The organism is Aliirhizobium cellulosilyticum (genome assembly GCF_014198105.1).
GTDB classification, from domain to species: Bacteria; Pseudomonadota; Alphaproteobacteria; order Rhizobiales; family Rhizobiaceae; genus Neorhizobium; species Neorhizobium cellulosilyticum.
In genome coordinates, this window is record NZ_JACIGW010000006.1 from 133,542 (window position 1) to 157,271 (window position 23,730).

Annotated in this window: 19 protein-coding genes; 8 read left to right on the forward strand and 11 right to left on the reverse strand. The window is 57.3% G+C overall.

Going from position 1 to position 23,730, the window contains the following annotated elements; genetic code table 11:
• Nucleotides 1-320: 320 nt before the first annotated feature.
• From GGE33_RS21705 to GGE33_RS21735, 8 genes are all read right to left on the reverse strand, one after another.
• The gene (locus tag GGE33_RS21705) at nucleotides 321-2,255 is read right to left on the reverse strand and encodes a mechanosensitive ion channel family protein (RefSeq protein WP_183827853.1); all 1,935 of its coding nucleotides are present in this window, start codon (nucleotides 2,253-2,255) and stop codon (nucleotides 321-323) included.
• A gap of 148 nt (nucleotides 2,256-2,403) precedes the next feature.
• Nucleotides 2,404-2,850 carry an ion channel gene (locus GGE33_RS21710; protein WP_183827856.1) on the reverse strand — a complete coding sequence of 149 codons (447 nt, stop codon included), beginning with the start codon at nucleotides 2,848-2,850 and terminating at the stop codon, nucleotides 2,404-2,406.
• Between the two features lie 67 nt (nucleotides 2,851-2,917).
• A complete protein-coding gene (locus tag GGE33_RS21715) occupies nucleotides 2,918-4,624 on the reverse strand; it encodes a SulP family inorganic anion transporter (protein ID WP_183827859.1) in 1,707 nt (568 codons plus the stop codon).
• Between the two features lie 89 nt (nucleotides 4,625-4,713).
• Entirely contained in the window at nucleotides 4,714-6,405 is a 1,692-nt protein-coding gene (gene aspT, locus GGE33_RS21720; protein ID WP_183827862.1) for an aspartate-alanine antiporter, read from the reverse strand.
• A gap of 72 nt (nucleotides 6,406-6,477) precedes the next feature.
• A complete protein-coding gene (locus tag GGE33_RS21725; RefSeq protein ID WP_183827865.1) occupies nucleotides 6,478-9,219 on the reverse strand; it encodes an aminotransferase class I/II-fold pyridoxal phosphate-dependent enzyme in 2,742 nt (913 codons plus the stop codon).
• A gap of 1 nt (nucleotide 9,220) precedes the next feature.
• Nucleotides 9,221-9,352, reverse strand: coding sequence for a hypothetical protein (locus GGE33_RS27750; protein WP_281388862.1), 132 nt, complete (start codon nucleotides 9,350-9,352; stop codon nucleotides 9,221-9,223).
• 19 nt (nucleotides 9,353-9,371) lie between these two features.
• On the reverse strand, nucleotides 9,372-11,063 hold the full coding sequence (gene aspT, locus GGE33_RS21730; RefSeq protein ID WP_183827868.1) for an aspartate-alanine antiporter: 1,692 nt from the start codon (nucleotides 11,061-11,063) through the stop codon (nucleotides 9,372-9,374).
• Between the two features lie 226 nt (nucleotides 11,064-11,289).
• Nucleotides 11,290-11,586 carry a hypothetical protein gene (locus GGE33_RS21735; RefSeq protein WP_148144265.1) on the reverse strand — a complete coding sequence of 99 codons (297 nt, stop codon included), beginning with the start codon at nucleotides 11,584-11,586 and terminating at the stop codon, nucleotides 11,290-11,292.
• A 450-nt stretch (nucleotides 11,587-12,036) separates the two neighbouring features.
• Here GGE33_RS21735 and ppk2 point away from each other — a divergent pair, with 450 nt between their 5' ends.
• Together ppk2 and GGE33_RS21745 are read left to right on the forward strand one after the other, a co-directional pair.
• A complete protein-coding gene (ppk2, locus tag GGE33_RS21740; RefSeq protein ID WP_183827872.1) occupies nucleotides 12,037-12,873 on the forward strand; it encodes a polyphosphate kinase 2 in 837 nt (278 codons plus the stop codon).
• 29 nt (nucleotides 12,874-12,902) lie between these two features.
• On the forward strand, nucleotides 12,903-14,063 hold the full coding sequence (locus tag GGE33_RS21745) for an AI-2E family transporter (RefSeq protein WP_183827875.1): 1,161 nt from the start codon (nucleotides 12,903-12,905) through the stop codon (nucleotides 14,061-14,063).
• 22 nt (nucleotides 14,064-14,085) lie between these two features.
• Here the strand turns inward: GGE33_RS21745 and GGE33_RS21750 are convergent, their stop codons facing one another.
• The 3 genes from GGE33_RS21750 to GGE33_RS21760 form a co-directional block, all read right to left on the reverse strand.
• Nucleotides 14,086-14,334 carry a hypothetical protein gene (locus GGE33_RS21750; protein WP_183827878.1) on the reverse strand — a complete coding sequence of 83 codons (249 nt, stop codon included), beginning with the start codon at nucleotides 14,332-14,334 and terminating at the stop codon, nucleotides 14,086-14,088.
• A 233-nt stretch (nucleotides 14,335-14,567) separates the two neighbouring features.
• Complete coding sequence (locus GGE33_RS21755; protein ID WP_183827881.1) at nucleotides 14,568-15,503, reverse strand: DUF2950 domain-containing protein; 936 nt, start codon at nucleotides 15,501-15,503, stop codon at nucleotides 14,568-14,570.
• Between the two features lie 29 nt (nucleotides 15,504-15,532).
• The gene (locus tag GGE33_RS21760) at nucleotides 15,533-16,930 is read right to left on the reverse strand and encodes a DUF3300 domain-containing protein (RefSeq protein ID WP_183827884.1); all 1,398 of its coding nucleotides are present in this window, start codon (nucleotides 16,928-16,930) and stop codon (nucleotides 15,533-15,535) included.
• Nucleotides 16,931-17,529: 599 nt separating this feature from the next.
• On the opposite strand from GGE33_RS21760, the gene GGE33_RS21765 reads away from it, so the two are divergent.
• From GGE33_RS21765 to GGE33_RS21790, 6 genes are all read left to right on the forward strand, one after another.
• The gene (locus GGE33_RS21765) at nucleotides 17,530-17,970 is read left to right on the forward strand and encodes a hypothetical protein (protein ID WP_246436351.1); all 441 of its coding nucleotides are present in this window, start codon (nucleotides 17,530-17,532) and stop codon (nucleotides 17,968-17,970) included.
• 2 nt (nucleotides 17,971-17,972) lie between these two features.
• A complete protein-coding gene (locus GGE33_RS21770) occupies nucleotides 17,973-19,199 on the forward strand; it encodes an HlyD family secretion protein (protein WP_183827887.1) in 1,227 nt (408 codons plus the stop codon).
• Between the two features lie 252 nt (nucleotides 19,200-19,451).
• A complete protein-coding gene (locus GGE33_RS21775; protein ID WP_183827890.1) occupies nucleotides 19,452-21,203 on the forward strand; it encodes a hypothetical protein in 1,752 nt (583 codons plus the stop codon).
• Between the two features lie 121 nt (nucleotides 21,204-21,324).
• Complete coding sequence (locus GGE33_RS21780; RefSeq protein ID WP_183827892.1) at nucleotides 21,325-22,542, forward strand: alpha/beta hydrolase; 1,218 nt, start codon at nucleotides 21,325-21,327, stop codon at nucleotides 22,540-22,542.
• Nucleotides 22,543-22,701: 159 nt separating this feature from the next.
• Nucleotides 22,702-23,124 carry a cysteine rich repeat-containing protein gene (locus GGE33_RS21785; RefSeq protein ID WP_183827895.1) on the forward strand — a complete coding sequence of 141 codons (423 nt, stop codon included), beginning with the start codon at nucleotides 22,702-22,704 and terminating at the stop codon, nucleotides 23,122-23,124.
• Nucleotides 23,125-23,128: 4 nt separating this feature from the next.
• Complete coding sequence (locus GGE33_RS21790) at nucleotides 23,129-23,722, forward strand: OmpA family protein (RefSeq protein ID WP_183827898.1); 594 nt, start codon at nucleotides 23,129-23,131, stop codon at nucleotides 23,720-23,722.
• The last annotated feature ends 8 nt before the right edge of the window (nucleotides 23,723-23,730 follow it).

Below are 23,730 nucleotides of genomic sequence, written 5' to 3' on the forward strand. Positions count from 1 at the left end.
TCGGCAGGATCACGTCTAAGTCTTTCCAATATCTCGATGAGCTCCAGTATCGGCCCGGACCACCGCATTTTAGACTCGTCGTCCGACATTCGATACGCTTCAGCGATATCGCGAAGCAAAATTCCGAACACCGCTTGACGTTGTCTGTGAGAGAGATTGCCCCACAGCGCCTCAACATCTGTCTCTCGAGAGGCCATAATCCGTTACCTCGCAGAAGAACCCGAAATCGTTGCCGGTTGCGTCTCGCCTCCACCACCCAAAAACACCGGCTTCCGGTTTCATTCTTGATTGGCGCCCGTTCATTTAGAGCGGCCTCGTAGTCATGGCGGGCTTCCATCGATGGTCGCGGCTAGCTGCGTGTTCCTGTTCAATGCCTGTAATGCCGCCGCTGACGCATTGCCCGCCGCCCCCTCTCCTCCGACATTCACCGTCGGCTGTGCGAACTGAATTCCGTTCGAGACGAAAGCCTCACGCAACAGAAGGTTTGCACGCCTGCGAATGAAGGACTGCATCGGAGAAGGCTTGAGCGTCATCCCGAAGCTCAGAACCATTCCGTAATCGCCGAATTCCTCGACGCCCTTCATCTTCAGGGGCTCGATGAAGATGGGGCCGAACTCGGGATCCTCCAGCATTGTCGCACCGATCTTTTTCGTCAATTTCCGCGCCTTCTCGACATTGGCGTCGAAGCCGACGGAAATGCGAAATTTCACCACACCCCAATCCCGGCTCATGTTCTCCACCGCACCGAGTTCGCCGAATGGGACGGTAAAAATAGGCCCCCGGTGGTGCCGGAGACGGACAGACCTGAGACTGAAGCCCTCGACGGTACCCTTGTAACTCTTCGCCTGAATGTATTCTCCGACCCTGAACGCGTCGTCGAGCATGTAAAAGACACCGCTGATAACATCCTTCACCAAGGTCTGGGACCCAAAGCCGATCGCAACTCCGAAAACCCCTGCTCCGGCGATCAGCGGGCCGATCTCCACCCCGAGTTCCGCCAGGACGAGAAGCACGGTTATCGTCAGGCCGACCGCCGCCAGCGCATTTCGCAGTATCGGCAGCAAGGTGCGCAGACGACCGCGGCGCGACGTTTCCTGAGCTGTTAAACCTGTCTCGTCACCTGTGACGAGCTGCCCATCGATCCAGGATTTCGCCATGTGCCACAGAAGATCGGCAACAAGCACGACTGCGACACTTTTCAACAGCCCATAAAAGACCGCCGAGAGCGCAGGATCCCGCTGCGCAAGCCCTTCCGGATTCATCTTCCAGACAAAGACGAGCCAGGTCAAGGCAACGACGATGATCGCGGCACGCGCGCCGCGTGTGATAAGCACGCTACGCATCCCTGTGGCATTCGGCACCAGACGCAGTGCTGCTTTTCCCACTGACTGGAGCGTAGAAGGCAGGATGAGCGCAAAAACCCCGATCCAGAAAAGCCCCTTTAATCCCAGACACCAAAGCGCCCAGATGGCGACGATGGCAAAAGTCAACGTGAACCTACGTTGCAGGCTGCGCGTCCGCACCGACCAGACAGCTTCCAGCAACAAGGCCAGAAGGAGGATCGAGCTGAGATAAGACAAAGCATCCACCACGTCCTGATCGATACCGATCAAAGAACCGGCGATGGAATTCGCGATCGCCAGCACGGCGGCGCCCACTAGAAGCTGTGCCCGTATCAGGCCCTCCCTTGGGACAGCAAGCACAACCAGTGCAGAAGCCAACCGAAAGGCCACGAAGGCAATCAGGTAGACAAGCAGAACCACACGCACGAGTGGCGGCCAGTGAACGGCGAAGAATATGATGGCCAGCGGCAAGGCAAAAATGAAAACGGACAGCAGGCCGTAAACGCCATTGTCGACATGTGACCGCATCCTGAGATAAAGCCGCTCGACAATCATTCCGACCAGGATAAGCCCGGAAAACATCAGGAAGACCGGTGCGTATCCGTTCGAGACCGCATCCCCCCTGACGCGTTTGGCAGCTTTCAGAACTTCGGTTGGGATCCGGGGGATTGCCGCGGCAATCCTGTCTATGCGGGCCCGGATGGCCGTTTCCCACGTCGAGATCGAAGGTTCGGAAGATGGTTTTGGAGGCGTCGTGCTTTTATCCTCTGTCCGCTTTATCCACGACTGGACCTCGGGATCCTGAAGCAGTGTTGTAAGCGCTTCGATCTTTTCGGGCAGAGGAGGCGCCGGCTGCGAATAGGCAGGCGCGGCGGCTAAAAGCAGAAACAGCGATAGCGCCAGCCACTTCATTATCCGTATGTCCTGGATAGCTACTCAGTAAAAGTTATTTTGCCGAATGATATCGTGGACGTTGCCTGCGTATACGTAGAATACCGTAACCTACTGGCGAGCCGTACGAACTGGCATGCCCTCTGTCGCTCTTTGACACCGTAGATGTTTATCTCTGACCCGCCTTTGGATCCTCACTGTCTTCAGAGAACCAGAGTGTTCCCGAAACCTTGAAAAGGAATGCTGTCGTCCAGCCGAAAAGGAGAATGCCATTCACGCCTTCTATTGCACTTCCGATCCTCCAACCACCCGAAAGCGTGACGTCACCATAGCCAATTGTCGCAAAAGTGACGGCCGAAAAATAGACTGCCTCCTCCATGCTTTCGAGCGCGCCCAATGCCCGGTAGGCCACAGCCCAGATGACGATTTCAAAAAAATGGGCAAAAACAAACCCCAAGACGAAGACGTAGGTGAGGCATAGCCGGGCTATGCCGGATAGGTTTCGGGCATTTCTGACCGCCCCTATGCACAGGCTGTAGAGACATGTCACGACCAGCCCGTGAATGATGATGGTGAAAAACAGTATGCCGGCAGAAAGAAGGATGACCATGAACATGGCGGTGCCCCGTTTCCTGTATAAGGTGCTGATCGGCAATCACATATTCGCGGTTCCTCTCCCGCTTTCAGCTATGATGCGGACCGGGCTTCATCGGGCTTGAGACAGGTGCCTCGATACTGTGCTGAAAGTGGCGAACCCCGTCATCCAACCGCTTGAACATGCGGCTTGTACCAAGTTTTTCAGCGAAGCCTGAGGCGCGAACATAGTCGAGTACATCGGGGTTGAGGCTCGCGAGCCATAATGTCACGCCCTGATCCGCGAGATTTCGATCGCTCGCGATCACCATCTGCATCGCGGAATATTCAATATCGAACACCCTGCTCAGATCCAGCAACAGGACCTTCGGCTTTCTTTGCAGTACTAGGTCGCGGATTCGATCGGCAACCTGCTGCACATTGGCAAAGAAAAGCCGCCCTTCCGGGCGCAGGATCAGTAGCCCATCCACAATATTCTCTTCATCGTCCTTGTCAGAAACGGGCCGCAAAACCCTGTCTCCGCGAGCACGACCGATTACATGTATCCGTGGGTTTGCGGATTGGCTGGATAGGCCGAGCAAAGAGACGATGATAGCGACAACGATACCCTGGAGCGTGCCAAAGAACAGCACTCCCACCAGCGCAGCCAAGGCCCAGCGGAACTCCATCCTGCGAACCTGGAGTATACTCCTGAACTCACTGGGCCGGATCAGACCGAGTGAATAGACGATGACGATTGCGGAAAGCGCTGCTTGAGGCAAAAGCCCCAGCAGGGGAGCGAGCACCAGCATCGTCGCAACGGAGACGGCGGCCGTGACCAGTGAGGCGCGCTGGGTTTGCCCTCCGACGGCACGTACGACCGCGGTTTGCGACGTCCCTCCCCCGGCTGGCATGGCACCGAAAAATGCTCCACCGAGATTGGACGCACCGATGGCGAACAACTCTCGATTAGGGCGGATTGGAGGATCCGAAGAAATTGCGAAAGCGCGTCCTGCAGCCGCGGTCTCGGTGAAACTCATCAGCGCCACACCGATCGCCCCAGGCAACAGCATCATGATCAGATCGAGATCGGGCATGGTCACCGTTGGCAGCGCCCGTGGAATCTCGCCGATGATGGAAACTCCTCTGTCGCTCAGGCCCAACATCCATGAGGCGGTAATCGCGCCCCCGACGACAGCAAGCGGCGCCGGAGAGTGAGGACGGATCCATTCTACCAATGACAACAGGAAAAGCGCCGTCAGTCCTACAATTGCGGTGATTACCGATGCCTGGGGAAGCTGTTCCACGAACGCCAATATGTCTCTGAAAAAGCCGGCCTTGGTAATGTGAAGCCCGAAGAGCTTCGGCAACTGGTCCAGGATGATTACCAGCCCGATACCTGCCTTGAACCCAGTCAGCACCGGCACCGAGATGAAATTGGCAACGAAGCCCAGCCGCAAACCGGACGCAACGAGCAGCAGCGCGCCCGTCAAAGCCGTAAAGGTCGCGGTAGCGACGATGAGCTTGCTTGGATCGCCATCGGGTACGACTAACTGCAGCTCAGCTGCGGTCAGGATTGCGATGGTTGTCGTCGAACTGACGCTCAACACCCGCGACGAACCGAGAAAGGCATAGATGATCATTGGTACGAATGCCGTATAATGGCCGACGATCACGGGCAATCCGGCAACCGTAGCGTAGGCCATGGCCTTCGGCAGGACGACAGCTGCCGCCGTCAAGCCAGCGATGACATCTCGCCGGATGCTTCCTGCAGAGGACAGATCCGCAGTGCTGCCAGAGGATGATGGCCCGATCATCGTTACCGTTCCTTACAATCACGGCGGAACTTGCCTTTCTCCCGCCAAACCGGATATTCGCTCACGAGATCGCCCGGCATCAGCGATCCCTAACCTGCAATCACATTGACGATGACGCTTCCCCAAGTCGTAAGCAGGATGTGGCCTAGCGGCACGGCCGGCGTATACCCGAGCACCGCGACCGTGCTGCCCGAACGCTCCTGAACTGCCGCCATGGCAGCTGTCATCGTCTGCGCCCCTGCAAGTCCGCCAAGAAGCAGGATCGGGTTCATCTTGAGGATGTAGCGGCCGAAATACAGCCCGACGATCAACGGCGTTATCGTCACGATCATGCCTCCGAAAAGAAGACTCAATCCCGCTTCAGCAATCGCTGAGAAGAAGACAGGTCCGGCATGCAGACCGATCATCGCCACGAACGCTGAAAGCCCCAGGCCGGTCATCAGCGATACACCTGCGTCCGGTATCCGGCCGAAAAGCGGGAAGCGCGTGCGCAAATGTCCGACCAGCAGGCCTGACAACAAGGCACCGACGCTGGTGCTGAGCGAAATCTGCACGCTGCCGACTGGAAATGTCACGATGACGCCGACAAGCCCACCTAGGAAAATCCCCAGTCCTAGAACGAAAAAGTCCGTCGTCTGCGTTGCGGATATGACTGTCCCGATTTGCCGGGCAGCTTTCTCGACCACCGCTTCCGGCCCGACAAGTCCGACAATATCGCCACGTTGCACGGTAACGCCGGGCGCGATCGGCACCTCGTTTCCACCACGGGTCACCCCGCGCAGGTAGAGGCCATGGGCGAGGTTTCCCTCTCCCAATTGTGTAATTGTTCGCCCATCGAGATCGCGGTTGGTCATTATGACGTCGGTGGAGACGACCGGCATATCGAGCAGAGCCTTGTCCTCGATCTCCTCGGCATGCGGACCGATCAATCTTACGAGCTTCGCGCGCTCACCGGAGACGGCAAGAACATCGCCAGGAACGATCACCATCGAGGGTGTCGCATCGATCAGGGCATCGCCTCGACGCAACCGATGAATGAACAGTCTCTCCCCCGAAGCCTGCCGTTCGGCGGCAGCGATCGAAAGACCCGCGACCAGTCCGTTTTCTGCAACCCGATATGCCCGCAACTCGAACCGGCGCCATGCAGATGCCACTCCTTCGGATCGGCGGACGATACCCAGTTCACGTTCGAGTTTCAGCGCCTCGGCGGGCAGGTCGATCCCGAGCAGCCGGGGAGCGACTACACTGCAGAAGAGGATCACGCCTAAGGCGCCGAAAACGTAACATACCGCATCGGCCACAGCGATATGCGCCACCAGTCGTTGGCGCTCCGTATCGGGTAACGGCAATGCGTTGATCGCCTCGGCGGCAGTGCCGATCGCCGGACTTTCCGTCAGCGATCCGGAGAGAAGACCAGCCGCGAAGCCGGGATCGAGATCCAGAAGCCTGGCGATTGTGATCGCCATGCCCAGCCCGGTGACGGTGACCACCACGGCGAGCAGCATAGGCTTCAGCCCGTCTCGCCTGATCGACTTCATGAACTGCGGGCCGACCGAATAGCCTGTTCCGAAGAGGAAAAGGAGAAACAGGAAGGACTTTGCCATGGAGGCAATCGGCACATCGGCCAGTTGTCCGATCGCGATACCGGCAAACAGTGAACCGGTCACAGGCCCCAGGCTAAAGCCCGCAATCTTGAAGGTCCCGATCAGATAGCCGATGCTGATCGCGAGAAACACCGCCAGTTCGGGATACCTGATAAGGAATTGTTCGGTCCAGACCATTGAAAACCAGCCTTGTCTGTTCCCGGAACGCGCCGGGCCAGAATGCCCGGCGCCGAAGGTCCGGCACCATTCTCAATGCGATCGCTTGTCGTCCTTGCTCTTTCGTGGTCGTTCAGCCACCGCAATCGCGTCTGAACGGATAAGCTTCAGCCCCCTCGCCTTTTCGAAACCGTGAATTTCCTTCACGTCCAGTTTACGCATGAAGTCGATCGTCTCCTGAGTCAGGACCTGGCCCGGAACCATGATCGGAAAGCCGGGCGGATAGGGAATAACGAAATTGGCAGAGACCATTTCCGGCCCGTCCTTGAGGCGCTTGTCGCATTCGGCACCGAACAGAGGCACATATTCGCATACCGACGCATCATAGGCCTTGAAGAATGCTGTCCGGATATCGCCCTCCGGCGTGTCGCGGCCTGCATCGTGACGAAAAGCCTCGTGGAAGTGGCTGAAGTTGGGCAGATCCGGTACGTCCGTCATGAGCGATTTCACGCGTGCAGCAAAGGCAGTGCGCTCGCCTTCCCCGCCATCGGAGAGGCGCTCCTCGATGGACTGGCATATCTCAACCAAAACCCTGATCAGATGCGCGACATCGCTGCGGGTGTTGTTGATGTTGGATTGCAGCAGCACGCTGTTGCGGGACGTCTTGTTGAGCTGGATGCCGTATTTCTCGGCCAACAGGCCCTTGAATTGCGTGCCGTCGAAGCCGGCCGTGCCGCAAACAAGCGTAATACGCGTCGGGTCGAGATAGAACTCGTCTTCGTGCATCGCCTTGGCGGCATCCGCCCAGGTGGTGCCCTCGCGGATGTATCCCTCAAACCCCGACTGACGATAGGATTTGGGGATCATATCATCGGCATCGAGCGCCTTGAAATATTTCGAGATCAGCTTGTGCTCGTTGACGCTACGCCGGATCTTGAGCGCAATCTCGATCGCGTTCATCACCAGCCCGTAGCCTTCCAGCTCCATCTGCCGGCGAGCAACGTCAAGGCTTGCGATCAGTTGCTGATTGGGGCTCGTCGATGCGTGGGTAAACACGGCCTCGCGGAATTGCGCCGCGACGGTATGGAAGTCGACGTCTTTGACGAGAAGCATCGACCCCTGCCGAATAGCCGACATCGACTTATGGGTCGAATTTGTCTGGTAGACACGCAACCGGACAAGACGCGGATCGGGAATGAGCCGCGCCGCAAGCAGGGCATCATCGCCTGGATTTTCGCCAAGTTGCGCTTTCTGCGCCTCGAATGCTTTCAAAGACGCCGGATCACGCAGCCAGTCTTCGATTTCCTCCGCGGCACCCATCGCTGTTCTTGGGCGCAGGAAGGGCGAGAAGCGAGCGAAACCCGACCAGGCTTCGTCCCACAGGAAAATCAGATCCGGCTTGATCGCAAGGCATTCCTCCATCACCCGCCGCACATTGTACATATGGCCGTCGAACGTGCAGTTGGTCAGATCCAGAAGCTTAAGCCGATCGAGCCGTCCCTCGGCCTTCAAGGTCAGCAGCGCCCGCTTGATCGTTGCAAGCGGCACGGCCCCGTACATCGAATATTCCGTCATAGGAAAGGCTTCGACATAATAGGGCTGCGCGCCCGACAGAACCATTCCGTAATGATGCGACTTATGGCAGTTGCGGTCGACGACGGCGATATCGCCCGGAGCCAGCAGCGCCTGCACAGCCATCTTGTTGGAGGTTGACGTGCCGTTGGTGACGAAGAAGACGTGGTCAGCGCCAAACGCCCTTGCCGCCATTTCCTGAGATCGTTTGATATTGCCCGTTGGTTCCAGAAGGCTATCCAGTCCGCCGGTCGTGGCACTGCTCTCGGCCAGAAACAGGTTCAGGCCGTAGAATTCGCCGAAATCGCGGATCCAGTCCGACTTGAAGACCGACTTTCCTCTGGCGATCGGTAAAGCATGAAATGTGCCGATCGGCCGGCGGGCATATTTCTTGAGGTTGTCGAAGAATGGCGTCTCGTAGCGTGCATAAACACCTTCCAACACGGCAAGGTGCAATTCGAGCATCTCTTCGACCGCGTAAAAGACGCGTCGCACGCCCTTCGCGTTGGGGTCGCCCGCGATCTTCTCCACCTCGCGATCGGAAAGCAGATAGACGTCGAGTTCCGGGCGAAGCCTCCGCAGGGCACTGGAGAGACGAAGGGCAGAAGCGTCTGCACTCTCCACCTCGCCGAGCGGATCAAGTACGGAACGCAGGATCGGCGCATCGTGACGCGAGCGATAGGGAAAACCTTCCGCGAGAACGACTGCAACGATGTTGGGGTTGAGGATCGTCGCGCAGATGGCATCTTCAAAGGAGCCCACCATCACGGGCTCGTAGATGAAGGCATCCTCGCGCCGCCGCAGCCGGCGTATTTCACGTGCAAAGGCCGGCCATCTGGCAGCCGGCTGACTGTTGACGAACAGGACCTCGAAATAGGGACGCCGTTCACTGGCTTCATTCGCCGAGGGCGGCAGGATGTCGGGAACCTCCGACGCCGATATCTCGTCGTGAACGTCCCATTCCGCCGACCGGCTGCGATATGCATCTGTGAGCAGTCCGTTGGAGATCCGCCGGGCCAATCGTGCAGCACCGCCGGCATCATTCGCCGCAATACTTTCCCGCAGCGCCGCAAGAAGCTGAGGCCCGGGATAGGCGTGATATTCCTCCATGGCTTCCAGGGCGCTCAAGATTGCTTCCAGTTTCAACCTGTCACCCTGCTGTTTTGCCCAGGCATCGGCCATTGTCGTCAGTTCGCGCCATTTGTCTGCACGCGCTGAATGGAGGAGGAGGAACTGGTCGATCTGTACGTTTCGATTTGACATTTCACGCTCCCGTTGTTTCCCGATTATGGTTGGCGGCACCGGTCGAGCCGTGCCGCGCTTCCAGCCGCTGGCGATGAAAGAAAACTGCAGATGCAAAGACTTGCGCGGCGCCGAAAGTGACGAGATCGGTCACCTCCAGCCTGCTGTCTGCTTCAGGCTAGAAGCAGGACCAGAACCATGCCCCAGATGGTCAGCAGCGTGTTTCCGACGGCATATGTCACGGTATAGCCCAAGCCCGGAATTTGGCTTTTTGCCCGGTCATTGATCATCCCGAGGGAGGCCGTCGTGGTGCGCGCGCCGGAGCAGCATCCCAGCAGGATTGCCGGATGAAAGCGGAAAACGTATTTGCCGACATACATGGCAAGGATCAGCGGCACCGTCGTCACCATCACACCCCAGAGGAACAGGCTGAACCCGAGTTGCTGCAGACCGGCGACGAAGCCCGGTCCCGACGAAATGCCGACCACGGCGATGAAAACGTTGAGACCAACGGAATTCATGAACCAGACAGTGGGTGAAGGTATGCGCCCGAATGTCGGACGGACCGACCGAAGCCATCCGAAGAAAAGGCCAGAAATCAATGCCCCGCCGGATGTCGAAAGCGTCAAGGGGACGCTGCCAACCTTGTAGGTCATCGCCCCGATCAAAGCGCCGATTGCGATAGCGGCGCCGATGAAAGCCACGTCGGCAATGTCCGTCTGTGCGTCCGGCCGGCCAAGAGCCTTTGTTGCCGCAGCGGTATCCTGTGTGCGCCCGACAATCGTCAGAATATCGCCGCGCTGCACCTGGGTGTTCGGCAGGATAGGAATTTCGGTTGCGGTAGCACCGCGAACAATCTTGCGCAGAAAGACGCCGCGGGCGAGCGGCATGGATGCGAGCTCGGCGAGCGTCTTACCGTCCACCGCCTTGTTGGTGACGAAGACGTCGACGCCGCCGGCCGGGACTGCGAGCAGTTCCTGGTCGTTTATCTCCTCCGCCACGCTGCCGATGAGATCAACGAGGATTTCCCGTCGACCTGCCACGGCGAGAATGTCGCCGGCGGCGATTATAGTATCGACGGTTGCGTCCTGCACCTTTCCGTCGCGCCTGATGCGTTCGATGAATACGCGTTCGGACGGAAGCATACGTTCTGCCTCGAGTACGGTCAGGCCCGCGGCTCGTCCCCCCTCCTTCACCCGGTAGGCGCGCAGCTCGTAATGATGCCATGCAGTCCCTGCACCACCCAGAGCCTTCTTGCCGCCATGCTCGAGTTCGTAACGCTTGCATTCCGCTTCCAGGTCTATGCCCAGTAGGGATGGCCCGATCAGCGCAAGGACAATGGCAGAGCCCACCGTCCCGAAAATATAGGTGACAGCATAGGCGACAGGCATTGCATCCAGCATCGCCTTGCTCTGTTCAGGCGGAAGGCCAAGACGGTTGATGGCATCCGTCGCCAACCCCATCGAGGCCGAAATCGTCTGGGAACCTGCATAGAGCCCGGCGGCGGAGCCAATGTCATAACCGGCGATGAGTGCGCCGAAATAGGCAGCCCCCAGGCAGAAGAGGCAGACCACGGCGGCAAAGATTGCCTGCGGAATTCCGTCCTTCGCGATCCCTCTCACGAACTGGGGGCCAACCCCATACCCGATCGCGAAAAGGAACATCAGGAAGAATGTCGACTTCAATGGCGGGGAAATGGTGATGCCGAGCTGGCCGATAAGAACCGCGGCAATCAGCGTTGCAGTGACGGCACCCAGACCCAGCCCTTTATAGGTGAATGAGCCGAAGTAATAGCCAAGGCCCAGCGACAGGAAGATCGCAATTTCAGGATAGGTGCGGAGCGTGTTTACGAACCAGTCAACCATCGGTCCCTCTCTCGGTTGATCACAGGGGCATGGGAGGTCGTTTCCCTCTGAATGCACCCGGACGGCTCTCCTTTGCTCCAAACCGCTTGTGGGTGGAGCGCCGAGTTCAGGGTCGCTCACCGGAGAGTGTTCGCGAAGTAGAATACGGTATTATACCGCGGCGGCTGACACTGGTTACAAGCGTGCGCCCCGAGCCAGAGAGCCTGTCCGCAAAGTGTGCATGGGGCTAGTGGCGCGGCGGCCGCAACAGGATGACATTGGCTCGTGATAGGGCCTGTTCGATTTCCTTGGCAAGGCTGTCGATAAGCTCTTCATACTCGAGCCGCCTTGCATCTCTGATATCGGCAGGCAGATGCCGACATTCGTTCAGAGCGGTTTTGACATCCGCAAGGTCCTCGCAAAGAACCCTGAACTCTTCATCGAGTTCGAACAGGTTATCTATCTGTCTCAGCAAATCCGGAAATCGCTCGCGAGCTGCGGCAAGTCCCCGCGAATGTGGTGCCTTATCTGAGCTGGATCCCATCACACCCCCACGAAGGCTTCGATTGCGACAGATTGATTATCGTAGCGCGGTTCGGGAAAGCGTGACGTATTATACTCGAAATTACCAAGCCTCCGACGGGAGACCTCTCCTCGGCCGCCTGACCTGTCCGACAGCCATCGCGTCATTGCATCGCCGGATCCGATGCGATCGAAGGCATGCGATCGTCGAACTCACGACCGTTAGCTCGCCGCGACACGCCGTAACACAGAGATTACGGGAAGTTACGAGCCACGCGAAACGGGCCGCACTAGATTAACCGAAGGCTCGCAATCGACGCGACAGCATACCGCTATTTTTTGGCCGTGTTGTTCATTTCTTCCTGAGGCCCACTCTCAACACCGTCAATGGTTTTGCCGTCTGGACTGCGTTTTCCGATCACGGCTCGGCCTCATCATGGCCCGGCATATTCAGGCAGTACAGGAGGCTAGGATGAACCAGTTGCATGACGCGGATCACGAGATCGGAAAAAAGGAAAAGAAGTTGTGGAACTACGACAAGGAGCTCAAGAGGCTCCAGGTGGAACTTGCTCACCTTCAGGCATGGGTCAAGGATTCCGGCATGCGGGTCGTCATCATATTCGAAGGACGCGATGCGGCCGGCAAAGGCGGCGTCATCAAACGTATCCTTGAGAAGGTCAGCCCCAGAGTGTTTCGGGTTGTCGCGCTTCCGGCTCCGACAGAGCGTGAGAAGTCTCAGATCTATATGCAACGCTATATTGCGCATCTTCCTGCCGCCGGTGAGATCGTGATCTTCGACCGCAGCTGGTATAATCGGCCCGGCGTTGACAGGATCATGGGCTTTTGCAGCGAGAAGAAGGCGCGCCGTTTCCTAGAGCTCGCACCACGTTTCGAAGCCGCAATCGTCGAAAGCGGCGTTCTGCTCCTGAAGTATTTTCTCATCGTCAGCGAGGAAGAGCAGGAACGCCGTTTCAAGAAGCGTATCGAAGATCCGCTGCGGCAGTGGAAACTGAGCCCGATGGATGTCGAATCCTACCGGCGCTGGTGGGACTACACTCAGGCCTATGACGAAATGCTACGCATGACCGACACCGAGCACGCGCCTTGGTGGATCGTCCCCTCAGACGACAAGAAGCGTGCCCGCGTGAACTGCATCGCCCACATTCTCTCATCCATTCCCTATGAGAGAATAGCGTTCAAGATCCCTGATCTCGGCAAACGCCAGAAGCGGCCGAACGACTATATCGAAGATCAAAGTCCTCGACATATCGTGCCTGACATCAGCCGATCAGCACGCCACAGTAATTGAGCCCGTTCGTCAGCCAGCGAGGCCAGATCATGAACGCCGCTGCCCCAGCCGATAAGCAGGAGCCGCATCCCGTCGCGGCAAGCCATATCTCGATCGAGGCGCGCGTAAGCGATATCGTCCGGATCGGGGTCATTGCGGCCTTCACCTATTGGTCGGCGCAACTGATCGCGCCCTTCGCCCTGATCATTATATGGGCGGCGATAATGACAGTGGCGCTCTATCCGTTGTTCAACCTTTTGACCAAGCTCCTCGGGGGAAGGCAGTTCCTGTCGGCATCCACTCTCGTCGCCGCATGTCTTATCGTGATCATCAGCCCTCTGGCGCTCGCTGCGGTGAACTTTGTCGATACCCTGCAGACATTTTTTTCGGATGCCGTCGGCTTCCACATACCGAAGGCGCCAGAGCGACTGAATGAGGTTCCGATCGTCGGAACAAAACTCTACTCTGCCTGGAATGAGGCTGCCACCAACGTGGCCGCAGCGATACTGTCGTTCAAGCAGCCGTTGCGTGAGGCGGGTGGGGTCATTCTGGGCAGGGTTCTATCAATCGGCGGTGGGATCCTCAGCTTCATCGTTTCGATAATTCTGTGTGGTGTTTTCCTGACCATGGCGCCTCGCCTCGCCTCCGGCATTCAGATCTTGGCAAGCCGCATCGCTGGCGAAAGAGGTGTAGGATTCGCGAAACTGGCAGGCACGACGGTTAGGAACGTTTCGCGCGGCGTGATTGGCGTCGCACTGCTCCAGGCCATCTTATGCGGATTGATCTTCATGGCCTTTGGTGTGCCGGTGCGAGGGGCTTTAACCTACGGCGTATTCATTTTGTGCCTGATACAGATTGGGCCAGCCCTCATCCTGTTACCGCTTCTTGTCTGGATTTGGTTTTCTTGGCCGTTCAACGTCTCCGCTCTGTTCACGGCAATTATCGTGCCGGTCATGCTGGTGGACAATATTTTGAAACCTATATTGATTTCCAGAGGACTTTCGACGCCCATGCCTGTCATTCTGGTCGGGGTTATTGGTGGCACGCTGACCCACGGACTCGTGGGACTTTTCATCGGTCCGATCGTTCTGGGCGTATTTTATGATCTGATCGTCGCCTGGGCATGGCCGCAGCCGCCCGTTTCACAACCATCCACCTCTCTCAAAAAATCAGCCGAGGAGATCGGGTCGGAGAATTCACCCGGAAGCTGAAATCAACACGCACCCAGCATGCTCAACTCATCTCAGAGCAATAGCGAGAAACTTCGCGTTCGATTTCACGGCAGAGGTCTTCGTATTCATGAACGCGGTTCACGTCGGTTGGCCGCTCCAATCGTAGACGATCCAGCGCGATTGTCGCGAGGTCGTAGGATTCGAAAAGATCGGCAATCGTGTCGCTGACATGACTGCGGAGCTGATCTCGCAGTGCAGGCAATTTCAACATGAGTTTGTTGCGCCCGCTGCGGGCATTGGAAGACTGCATCCCGATTGCCTTGGTTCAACCTCTCCGACAAAATTCGACGAGGCACCAGATAGTTCCAATGTCGCAATCAAAAGCCTGAAAATATCTCAGCGACCCGCTTCGGGTCGGGCAACGCATGGAGCACGATAGCGGTAAGTCTATCTCGGAAGCTACCCATTGCGCAGAACGCGACAGCGCGTGATCCCGCGCTGTCGCTTTTGTTTCAAGTCTTACGGAACCGCATCCACCAGAGGCTAGTCCATCGTGATATCCCAATCGTCACCCGGATTGAACAACCGGATTTGCGACGCACGTTCTTGCGTTTCGTCTCCCAGGTCCTTCTCGTATACGACCCCAGAGTAGTTGACGATGAAGGTTTGGACGCCCGTGACGCCATAGGTAACCGGCCAAGCAATCAGTGCAAAACCGTTCGTCATGTTACCATTCACGATATAGCTGTACTCGCCGCCAAGCACATTCGGCCCCTGCCCCGTCAGAATACGGTATCGGTAACCGTAATACCCTTCACCCTGCTTGGCCTTGCTGAAGGCTGCAGATTCGAGCATCGGCCCTGCCGGGCTTTCCTCTTCATCGTCGTTGGCTTGCCAATATAGTCCATCGCGTTTGCCGGGCGAGCTGATCAGCCGTTGAGCGAACTCGACAATCTGATCCCCGTCTTCGTCTATCCGGGCATATTCGTATTGGGCGTCGACATAATCACGCATGGTATCGATCGTGACGAGTTCATTCTCGCCAATCCGTCGGTTGACGATCTCTTCCAGCCCTATCTCCGTGTCGAACGACCATTGCCCGTTGGCCTGCTTGGAGAGCGGAAAGGGCAAAGGCCACAGGATATCTCCGACGGCAACGACCTTGAATCCCCTCACGTCCTGAAGGCGCAACTGTCTCGCTGCCCCCTCGCGGATCAGATCGAGGCTCGTCATGGCCTCGCTGCTGTCACGTAGCTTGCTGGCATTGAGCCCAAGCAGCTTTGCCAAGCCGTCGACATCCTGCGCCTTCAGCACCTTGCCGAATTCGTCCATCGCGGCTGAGGGCTCCACGAAGGATGGTGGTATCTCGCCTTTGAATTCCTGAAGGTTTGTCTTCTGCGCGGCCTCTGACGGTGTCGCGATGGCCACTGCAGCGGCCATGACAGTCAGGCCAGCCAATAAACTAATCTTCTGCCTCATGATCTGTCTCCAAACACTGTTAGGAACGTTTATCTGCGTCCACCACCGCCGCCGCGGCCGCCGCGACCACCACCGTGATGCATGGGGCGTCCGCCGCCGCGAGGTGCCGCGCGGGGGGCGCCACGCTGTCCTCCGCCCATGCTGTGTCCTCCACGCTGAGAGGCAACGGATTCCCGCCGTCCCGACTGGACATTGCCGAGCGCATTCGGTTGCCGTGCGCGGTTGTCCGGCCGAGCGGCCATTTTCGGCTTGTTCGCTTTCTTGGCCTTCGGAGCGGACTGCGAACTGCGACGCTGCTCCGCGGCCGGCCGATTGGCCGCCTGATTGCTACGGTTTGCTGCGGGCCGATTTTCGGCAGCCCTGTTGGTTGCGGATCTGGTTCCCTGTTTCAGCCCCTCAGCAGTCTTCCGGCGAACGTCGTCGGGGCGGGACAGGTTTTGCCTGTTTGCAATTCCGTCGCTAGCCTTGCGATCACGGACCTGATTTTTGAGGGAATTACGATTGTCCGAAACCAGACCGGATTTTATCGCGGAACGATCGAGGTTCGCGAACTGGTCCTTGCCAATATTCAGCTTGCTGCGATCTACCTTGCTCCAGTCGACATCGTTCCATTTCAGTTTGCCGTTGAAATTCCGGTCGTTGAAGCAGTTATTGCAGTCGATATCGACATCGCCGCCGTTCCATCTTCCGCCCCAGACGCCCCAGTCGTCCCAGTTGACGATGGCCGCCCAAGCAATCCCCGTGACCGCCCCAGCGAAAAATGCGGCGCCGGGATAATAGTAGTTGTCGTAATAACTATCGGAATAATAAACCGGCTGGGCGGCATAACCCGGCTCATAGAGCATCTGCGGCGGATATTGCGGGATATAGACCTTTTCCGGATCCGTGGGGCGAATGATGACGTTTTCATTTTCGACGACGACGGTGATCTTTTCATCCGTCTTGATCAGGTCCTTGGCCATTGCTTCGTCTCGAAGCTGCTGGATGGCCACAAGCACGTCCTTTTGCTGATAGGTCAGCGCACTTCCAAGTGCTTGTGTCCAGGCAAGATCATCGCTCATCATCTTGACGACGTCGGGGTAGTTGAGAAGCGAGATAACGCTTCCATCCCACCCTTCATTCGGCTTCAAGTCCTTGTTCTTCTGCTTGGCCTGCAGGAACCGATCAGCCTCGACGATCTGCAACGGGAGGAGTGAAGCGGCGGAAATCGCAGCAACCAGTTCGTCCGGATAGAGTGCTATCCGCGCCACCAGAATTTCGAGCTGGTCCTCCGACAACAAGGGAGTTTGCGCAGGCGCCTGAACGGATGTCGCGGCCGGATTAGGCTGGGGCACCGGCGCCTGGGAAAAGGCGGGCGGGCCGGGATATGACGAGACAAGTGTCAGCGCGGACAACCCGGCGACCAACGTGAAGCTCTTCGATTTCATCACCCGTCAACCTCATCCTGTTCAATGAAAGATCTTGCGGGCTGAAGAGGTCGCGTTCGCGTCACAATGGATGGGACACAGAGGATAGATCTCTATGTCTCGACGCAGTTCGGCAGCAACGGACGTTGCGGCAGCCCAAGGCACATATAAACCGCCAAATCGGCGCTGGGGCGTAGTTTACGCGATCCTACTTTTCGCCCTTGACGCGTTCTGCAGGACGAAAAATGGCTGAGGCGGCAAGATACCCTCAAGCGTTCAAGTGCATCTGGCGAGGTCGCAGCGTCCTTATCGGCCTCGCGATGTATTTCGGTTATCCACAACGAAACCGATACGGATCCACCAGTCATTCAATTCTCCTACTTCCCCTAACAGCGGCAGGGAAAATGCCGGAGAACCAGAAGCAAATCCGCCGTAAATTACACGATGTTACGAGCGTGAAACCCCACTAGGCGCGTATCGTCGTTATGAACCCCAAGGTCGCTTGTGCCGACGCCTATTCGCGGGAGTCCTAAGGCTGGTCGACGTTGCGAAAGACGGCAGATCAAGCACCTTCGGCAGTCCGGTTTTGATTATGACTTATTATGCTAAAGGAAATCGCAATGGCGCAAGACATTCATCCGGCGGCGATCGATCACCTGCCAGCCTTCATTACCGAGCCAGGCCAGACTGACTATCTCTTCGTCGCCGTTGTCATCTTCCTGATCGTGGCCATTCTAATCATCGGCAACCTCTACTTCCAGCTTCACGCCGTGCCTGAACGACTGGCACATCGCACCAGCAAGGTGCAGATGGAGGTTGTCGCGGTTCTCGCCCTGATTTCGCTTTTCACGCACAATCATCTCTTCTGGATCGCTGGCCTGCTGCTCGCCTTCATCCAGATCCCGGACTTTTCCACGCCGCTCTACTCAATCGCGGAATCGCTCGGAAAGCTCTCCGGTCGCGATGTCCGCATGGAGCTTGACGAGAGACCCGAAGAGGAAATTACACCACCTCCAGACGACGCCAATTTGAAAAACATACCTGGTAGCGAGGGAGTTTGACAATGCTGGAACTGATGCTCTGCTCCCTCCTGACGATTTTCCCGGACTACCTTTATAGGCGCTTTGCGCAGAATAAGCGGATCGGTCGCGAAATTACGCTTTACACCATGTGGTATGAACTTCGCTGGGGTATCTCGGCTTGCCTGTTGCTCACCATCTCGCTGATCACGCTGATCTTCTATTTCCATCCCTCGACCAAAAGCGTAACCGCTGTTTTTCGCACAGTGACCATTCTGCCTGAAACGGTCGGCCGTGTTGACGAGATCTATGTCGGGATCAACGAAAAGGTTACCGCTGGAGCACCTCTTTTCCGGCTGGATGATTCAAAACAGAAAGCCGAAGTCGAAACCGCTCGACGACAAGTCGCGGAGATCGATGCCCAAGCGCATGTGGCGCAAACGGAACTGGCGACGGCAGATTCACAGATACAGGAGGCGCAGGGCTCCTTACAGGTTGCTGTCGACGAATACGAAATGAAGGTCCAACTGCTGGCAAAGGATGCCGTTGCGCGGCGGGAAGTTCAGCGGCTTGCGAATACCATTGAGGCCCGAAAGGGAACTCTCGGCGCCGCGATGGCAAAGAAGCAAACTCTCATCACGCAGATCAACGTCCTTTTGCCGGCGCAAAAGCAAAGCGCCGAAGCAGCTCTAGCCCAGGCACAGGTGGAACTGGACAAGACAGTTGTCTACGCCGGCGTTACCGGAACCGTACAGCAGTTTACCCTCCGCGTCGGAGACGTGGTCAACACGATGCTGCGTCCGGCGGGCATTCTCGTGCCGGCCGAGGCAGGACGGGGTAATCTTGTCGCGGGTTTCGGGCAGATCGAAGCGCAAGTCATGAAGAAGGGTATGATCGCAGAGGCGACCTGCATCGGCAAGCCTTTCACCATTATCCCTCTCGTCGTGACCGAGGTCCAGGACGTGATCGCCGCCGGACAGCTGCGCCCGACCGACCAACTTCTTGACGTCCAACAACTGAGCAAGCCCGGAACACTGACGGTTTTCCTGCAGCCTCTTTACGAAGGCGGCCTGGACAATATTCCACCCGGCAGCAGCTGCATCGCAAATGCCTATACCAATAATCACGAGGCTCTCGCGGACGAGAATATCGGCGTGGTGCAATGGTTTTTCCTGCATGCAATCGATGCAGTCGGTCTTGTGCATGCAATGATCCTGCGCATGCAGGCTCTTTTCCTCCCGGTGCAGACATTGGTTCTGACAGGCCACTGAACTGCAATTGATCAATATAGGTCCGCCCCGTTGATGACGGCCGAAGATTCAAGGCGCCTGCTGCCTGCAGCTTGGCGCCTTTGTCGAACGAAAGAGCAGATGGACAGCAGTTCCAGGTCGTCGCGCTGACATCCCCAATCGCGGTCCATGGCGGCAGTGCGACAACTGACATATTGTCATCTATTTAAGACTGTGCTTATGTAGAAGCGTCGCGAGTAGAACGCTGTACTTTCAAAGTACGAGGGGGGAGCGATGGAAAATACAAGATCCACTGAGGCGATTTTTATTGAGCCCTGCGGGGAGGAAATAAACACACAGCTTGAACGAATACTTTCCAGCGAGCGAGTAAATCTACCGGAACGCGCACGCAAATTTCTCCGCTTCGTTGTCTCTGAAACGCTTGCGGGACGTTCAATATATCTCAAAGCATATACGATCGCGGATGTGGTCTTCGGAAGGCGCAATTTCGATGCGCAAAGCGATCCTGCAGTTCGGATAGAAGCTGGCCGCATTCGCCGTGAACTGGAGCGCTACTATCTCATGGCGGGACCGCGAGAGCCGGTCATCATCACGATCCCGAAAGGCGGATATGTTCCGACATTCGAGAGGGGAGGAGGTTTTATCGAAGAAAACCCGGATGGTCCGCTCGCAGTTACGCCAAGCAGCGTAACTATTCCGGCCCCGCACCCCTTGGTGGATCTTCCGTCGTCCGAGAGCCGACTGATAGTGAGCCGCCTCTTCATCGCGGGACTGACCGCAGGTGCGGTGCTAGCCGGGCTCACTTTCTTCCTCCACGATTTGCGTAACCCGCTCGTGACTAATGGTGACGGCCGCGCGACCATTGCCGTCGATCTATTCGATTATCCTGCCGACGACAGGGACCTGTCGAAGATGTCGCGGGGCACCATCGATGAACTCATTACCAAGCTCGTGAAATTCAAAGAGATCGTGGTGATCGACGCAGCTGCAGAAAAAGGGAGACCTTCGAATGCGAGATATCTGCTTGAGGGTAACCTGCGAAAACACCAGGACAAAATTCGATCCAGCGTACGATTGGTTCGCCAGTCGGACAATGCTGTCATCTGGGCAAACAACTATGACACGGATCTCAGCATCCAGAGCGTGCTGGAGGCGGAAACTGCAGTCGCCGAAAAGATTGCAACGGCCGTAGCGCAACCATTCGGCGTCATTTTTTCGTCCGATCTGGCGGCGACCGAAGGCTGGGAGGCTTATGACTGTACCCTTTCCTACTACAGTTATCGCAGGATCATGACAAAAGCCGCCCTAGCGACATCACAACAGTGCCTAACAGCCCTGATACAGAAATACCCGGAAGATGCCACGTCGCTCGCGATGCTGTCGCTGACCAATCTTGACCAGGTACGCTTCGCCTACAAGCTCGGACTCGTTGCGCCAAAAGATGCGCTAGAAAGGGCCTCTGAACTCGCCAACCGTGCGTTCGCCATCGATTCGCAAAATGCTCGTGTGCTACAGGCACTCATGCTGTCCTATTTCTTCAGCAACGATATCCCTGCCGCCCTGGAAGCGGGCGCAGCATCCTATGCCCTGAACCCAAACGACACGGAGGTCGTCGGCGAGTATGGCTTGCGGTTGTCCATGAGTGGGAAATGGGACACCGGCTGCGATCTTGTCAGCAAGGCGGTCAGTCATGGTGCCGGCCCAGCGGGATATTACGAAGTGGGGATGGCGCTTTGTGCGTTCATGAGGGGAGACCTTCAGGCCGCGGAGCTCTGGTCGCGGATGTCAGACCTGACCTATAACCCCATGCATCGAATGGTACTGGCCGCGATACTTGGCGCCTCGGGAAAGACGATACAGGCCCGCCAGGAGCTGGATTGGCTGAATGCGAATGCGCAGAACTTGATGCCAAACATAAAACGGGAAGTGACGGCACGGCTCGCCAGGCCCGAAGATCAGGAAAAGGTTTTCGCTGGTTTGCGGGCAGCCGGATTGGCACTCACAGCGAACCCGATCTCCAACTGATCTCACTCATCTCTGCATCAGCCAGGTCGACGACAGTAGATGATACGCGATGCTACAGGGCACCTTCGAACCTGCATGGTAGCATCCTCACTCAGTATCAGGGTATTTCGCTGGGATACACATGCAGAAATATGGCACGGCAGCCCTGATCGTTCTTCTGACGAGTTGTGGGCATCCGAAAGGAGTAATGGCACCGGTTCCGGCACCGATTGGCGGCACAAAAGTCGCCGGCAAGGTCGATATGCTTGTCGCAACGACACGCCAACCCTCCGGATCGACAGCAACACTGTTCGACGGCGAACGTGGCTCGAAACCGCATTTGACCGAGATTACCGTCTCAATTCCCAATGGCCGTGAGCAGGGCAGTGTCCAGTGGCCAAAGAAATTGCCTCCCGACCCCAGGACGGACTTTGCCGTTACGAATGTCCGGCAGATGGAGACAGTTGCCGAGGGCCGCGCCTGGTTCAGGCAACAAGCCAACGGCAGCCATGCCCTTGTTTTCATCCATGGCTTCAACAACACCTATGGCGATGCCGTCTTTCGCCTCGCCCAGATCGTCCACGACAGCAACATGCAGGCGACCCCCATATTGTTTACCTGGCCGTCACGCGCGGAAATCACTGGGTATCTGTACGACAAGGAAAGCACGAATTACTCCCGTTCAGGGTTGGAACAGGCGCTGCGAACGCTTGCCGGCGATCCCAGCGTGAAAGACATAACCGTGCTGGCGCATTCGATGGGCTCATGGCTCGCGATGGAAGCGCTGCGGCAGATGGGAATCAGAGACGGCCGGGTTGATCCGAAAATCAAGAACGTGATCCTTGCCTCACCCGATATCGATATTCAGGTATTCGCAAAGCAATATGTAGAAATGGGTGAACCGCGGCCGCGCTTCACGATCTTCATGTCGAGCGACGACAAGGCACTTGCAGCCTCCAGCTTCATAACCGGACGCGTGTCCCGCCTGGGGGCAATCAATCCAGCCGAAGAGCCCTATCGCTCACGGCTGGAAAAAGCGGGCATCACCGCAATCGACCTCACGAAAGTGGAGACGAAAGACGGGCTCAACCACGGAAAATTCGCTGAGAGCCCCGAGATCGTGCAGCTGATAGGGCAACGCCTGATCATGGGACAAACCCTGACGGATTCCAATGTCACGCTCGGTCAGGGTATCACCGCAGTGGTCGGCGGAACGGTGACGAATATCGGTGCCGTTGCCGCGGGCGCCGTGGCCGCACCGGCAACGATCGTCGAGCGGCCGTTGTCAGCCAAGACAAAACGGCCGCCCGCGGAAACGACACTCGACGAAGACCTCAAGCCTCAGCAGCTCGTTCGATAGGAACGGGATGGCCGTAGAGGCTCATCGAGGCAATGCCCGCTACCTCGACCGCCATGGATAGCCGGCATGACACGTCTACTACCGTAAAATACGTCCCCGAACGGCTCTCGTCGTGCCACGCTTCAAGTGCGTTGATCACCGACAGAAAGAGAGCGCGAGATGCTGAACAGACGTATGCTCATCGTCACCATCGTGGCTGGTGCGGCCGGTTTCGGCATGCCCGCTGCGGCGCAGACGCTCAGCTATGCGGAAGCAACCACCAGGCTGGCCGACACCTGCGGAGGCGACATTCAAAAGCTCTGCAAAGGCCTAAATCTCGGCAACGGGCGGATCCTAGAGTGCCTGCAACAGAATGCCGCCAAGGTCTCGGCAGGCTGCAAAGGTTCCTTTGCCCAGGTTTTCCAATCCATCAGCAAGCGTGAAGAGGCCCAGTCCTCCTACGAACAGACATGCAAGCGAGACATGAATGCGCGATGCGCCGGCGTCAAAGGCGACGGCTTCGTTCTTGCCTGTCTGGTTAAGAAGGAAAAGCGTGTCAGCCCGGAATGCTACCAGGTGATCACTGACGCAGGTTGGAGATGATGCCATGCAGCCTATGAATTCCAGAGCCGCACTTCTGCTGCTTTCCATAATGGCCTTGCCGATGGCGGTGTCGGAGCCAGCTTTCGCTCAGGAAGTTTCCCAGGAACGGATCGTCAAGGGCCTAGGCAAGCTTACCGCCGCAGCCCCGGCAATCGATATCGAGATCCTGCGCCAGGAAGCAATCAATGGCGGCGACAAGCCAATGTCCGCGCTCCCCAACTGGGGACGTTTAGCAAAGCTTCCGCAGATGGTGGTCGAGATCAATTTCGAAAACGATTCAGTTGCTATCCAGCCAACATCCTACCGAACGCTCGGAATGATCGCGGATGCGCTGCATCATCCGAACCTCTGGGACTACAATTTTCTTGTCGTAGGCCACGCAAGCGCGACAGGCAGCGACGCACATAATCTCGATCTCAGTGGCCGACGCGCCGATGCGATCAAGGAGGTCCTCGCGACCACGTTTGCAGTCAATCCGTCGCGGCTTTACGCCGTCGGTGTCGGAGAGCATCTGCCGATCGAGGGGAGCAAGGAAGACGCATCCGTAAACCGCCGGGTTCAGCTCATCAATCTCGGCGTGTTCAAGCGCAGATCCTAGCGATCGCC

Coding starts and splice junctions, on each gene's coding strand:
- GGE33_RS21705 (WP_183827853.1), bottom strand. CDS start 2,255: ATGAAGTGGCTGGCGCTATCGCTGTTTCTGCTTTTAGCCGCCGCGCCT.
- GGE33_RS21710 (WP_183827856.1), bottom strand. CDS start 2,850: ATGTTCATGGTCATCCTTCTTTCTGCCGGCATACTGTTTTTCACCATC.
- GGE33_RS21715 (WP_183827859.1), bottom strand. CDS start 4,624: ATGATCGGGCCATCATCCTCTGGCAGCACTGCGGATCTGTCCTCTGCA.
- aspT (WP_183827862.1), bottom strand. CDS start 6,405: ATGGTCTGGACCGAACAATTCCTTATCAGGTATCCCGAACTGGCGGTG.
- GGE33_RS21725 (WP_183827865.1), bottom strand. CDS start 9,219: ATGTCAAATCGAAACGTACAGATCGACCAGTTCCTCCTCCTCCATTCA.
- aspT (WP_183827868.1), bottom strand. CDS start 11,063: ATGGTTGACTGGTTCGTAAACACGCTCCGCACCTATCCTGAAATTGCG.
- GGE33_RS21735 (WP_148144265.1), bottom strand. CDS start 11,586: ATGGGATCCAGCTCAGATAAGGCACCACATTCGCGGGGACTTGCCGCA.
- ppk2 (WP_183827872.1), top strand. CDS start 12,037: ATGAACCAGTTGCATGACGCGGATCACGAGATCGGAAAAAAGGAAAAG.
- GGE33_RS21745 (WP_183827875.1), top strand. CDS start 12,903: ATGAACGCCGCTGCCCCAGCCGATAAGCAGGAGCCGCATCCCGTCGCG.
- GGE33_RS21750 (WP_183827878.1), bottom strand. CDS start 14,334: ATGCAGTCTTCCAATGCCCGCAGCGGGCGCAACAAACTCATGTTGAAA.
- GGE33_RS21755 (WP_183827881.1), bottom strand. CDS start 15,503: ATGAGGCAGAAGATTAGTTTATTGGCTGGCCTGACTGTCATGGCCGCT.
- GGE33_RS21760 (WP_183827884.1), bottom strand. CDS start 16,930: ATGAAATCGAAGAGCTTCACGTTGGTCGCCGGGTTGTCCGCGCTGACA.
- GGE33_RS21765 (WP_246436351.1), top strand. CDS start 17,530: ATGGCGCAAGACATTCATCCGGCGGCGATCGATCACCTGCCAGCCTTC.
- GGE33_RS21770 (WP_183827887.1), top strand. CDS start 17,973: ATGCTGGAACTGATGCTCTGCTCCCTCCTGACGATTTTCCCGGACTAC.
- GGE33_RS21775 (WP_183827890.1), top strand. CDS start 19,452: ATGGAAAATACAAGATCCACTGAGGCGATTTTTATTGAGCCCTGCGGG.
- GGE33_RS21780 (WP_183827892.1), top strand. CDS start 21,325: ATGCAGAAATATGGCACGGCAGCCCTGATCGTTCTTCTGACGAGTTGT.
- GGE33_RS21785 (WP_183827895.1), top strand. CDS start 22,702: ATGCTGAACAGACGTATGCTCATCGTCACCATCGTGGCTGGTGCGGCC.
- GGE33_RS21790 (WP_183827898.1), top strand. CDS start 23,129: ATGCAGCCTATGAATTCCAGAGCCGCACTTCTGCTGCTTTCCATAATG.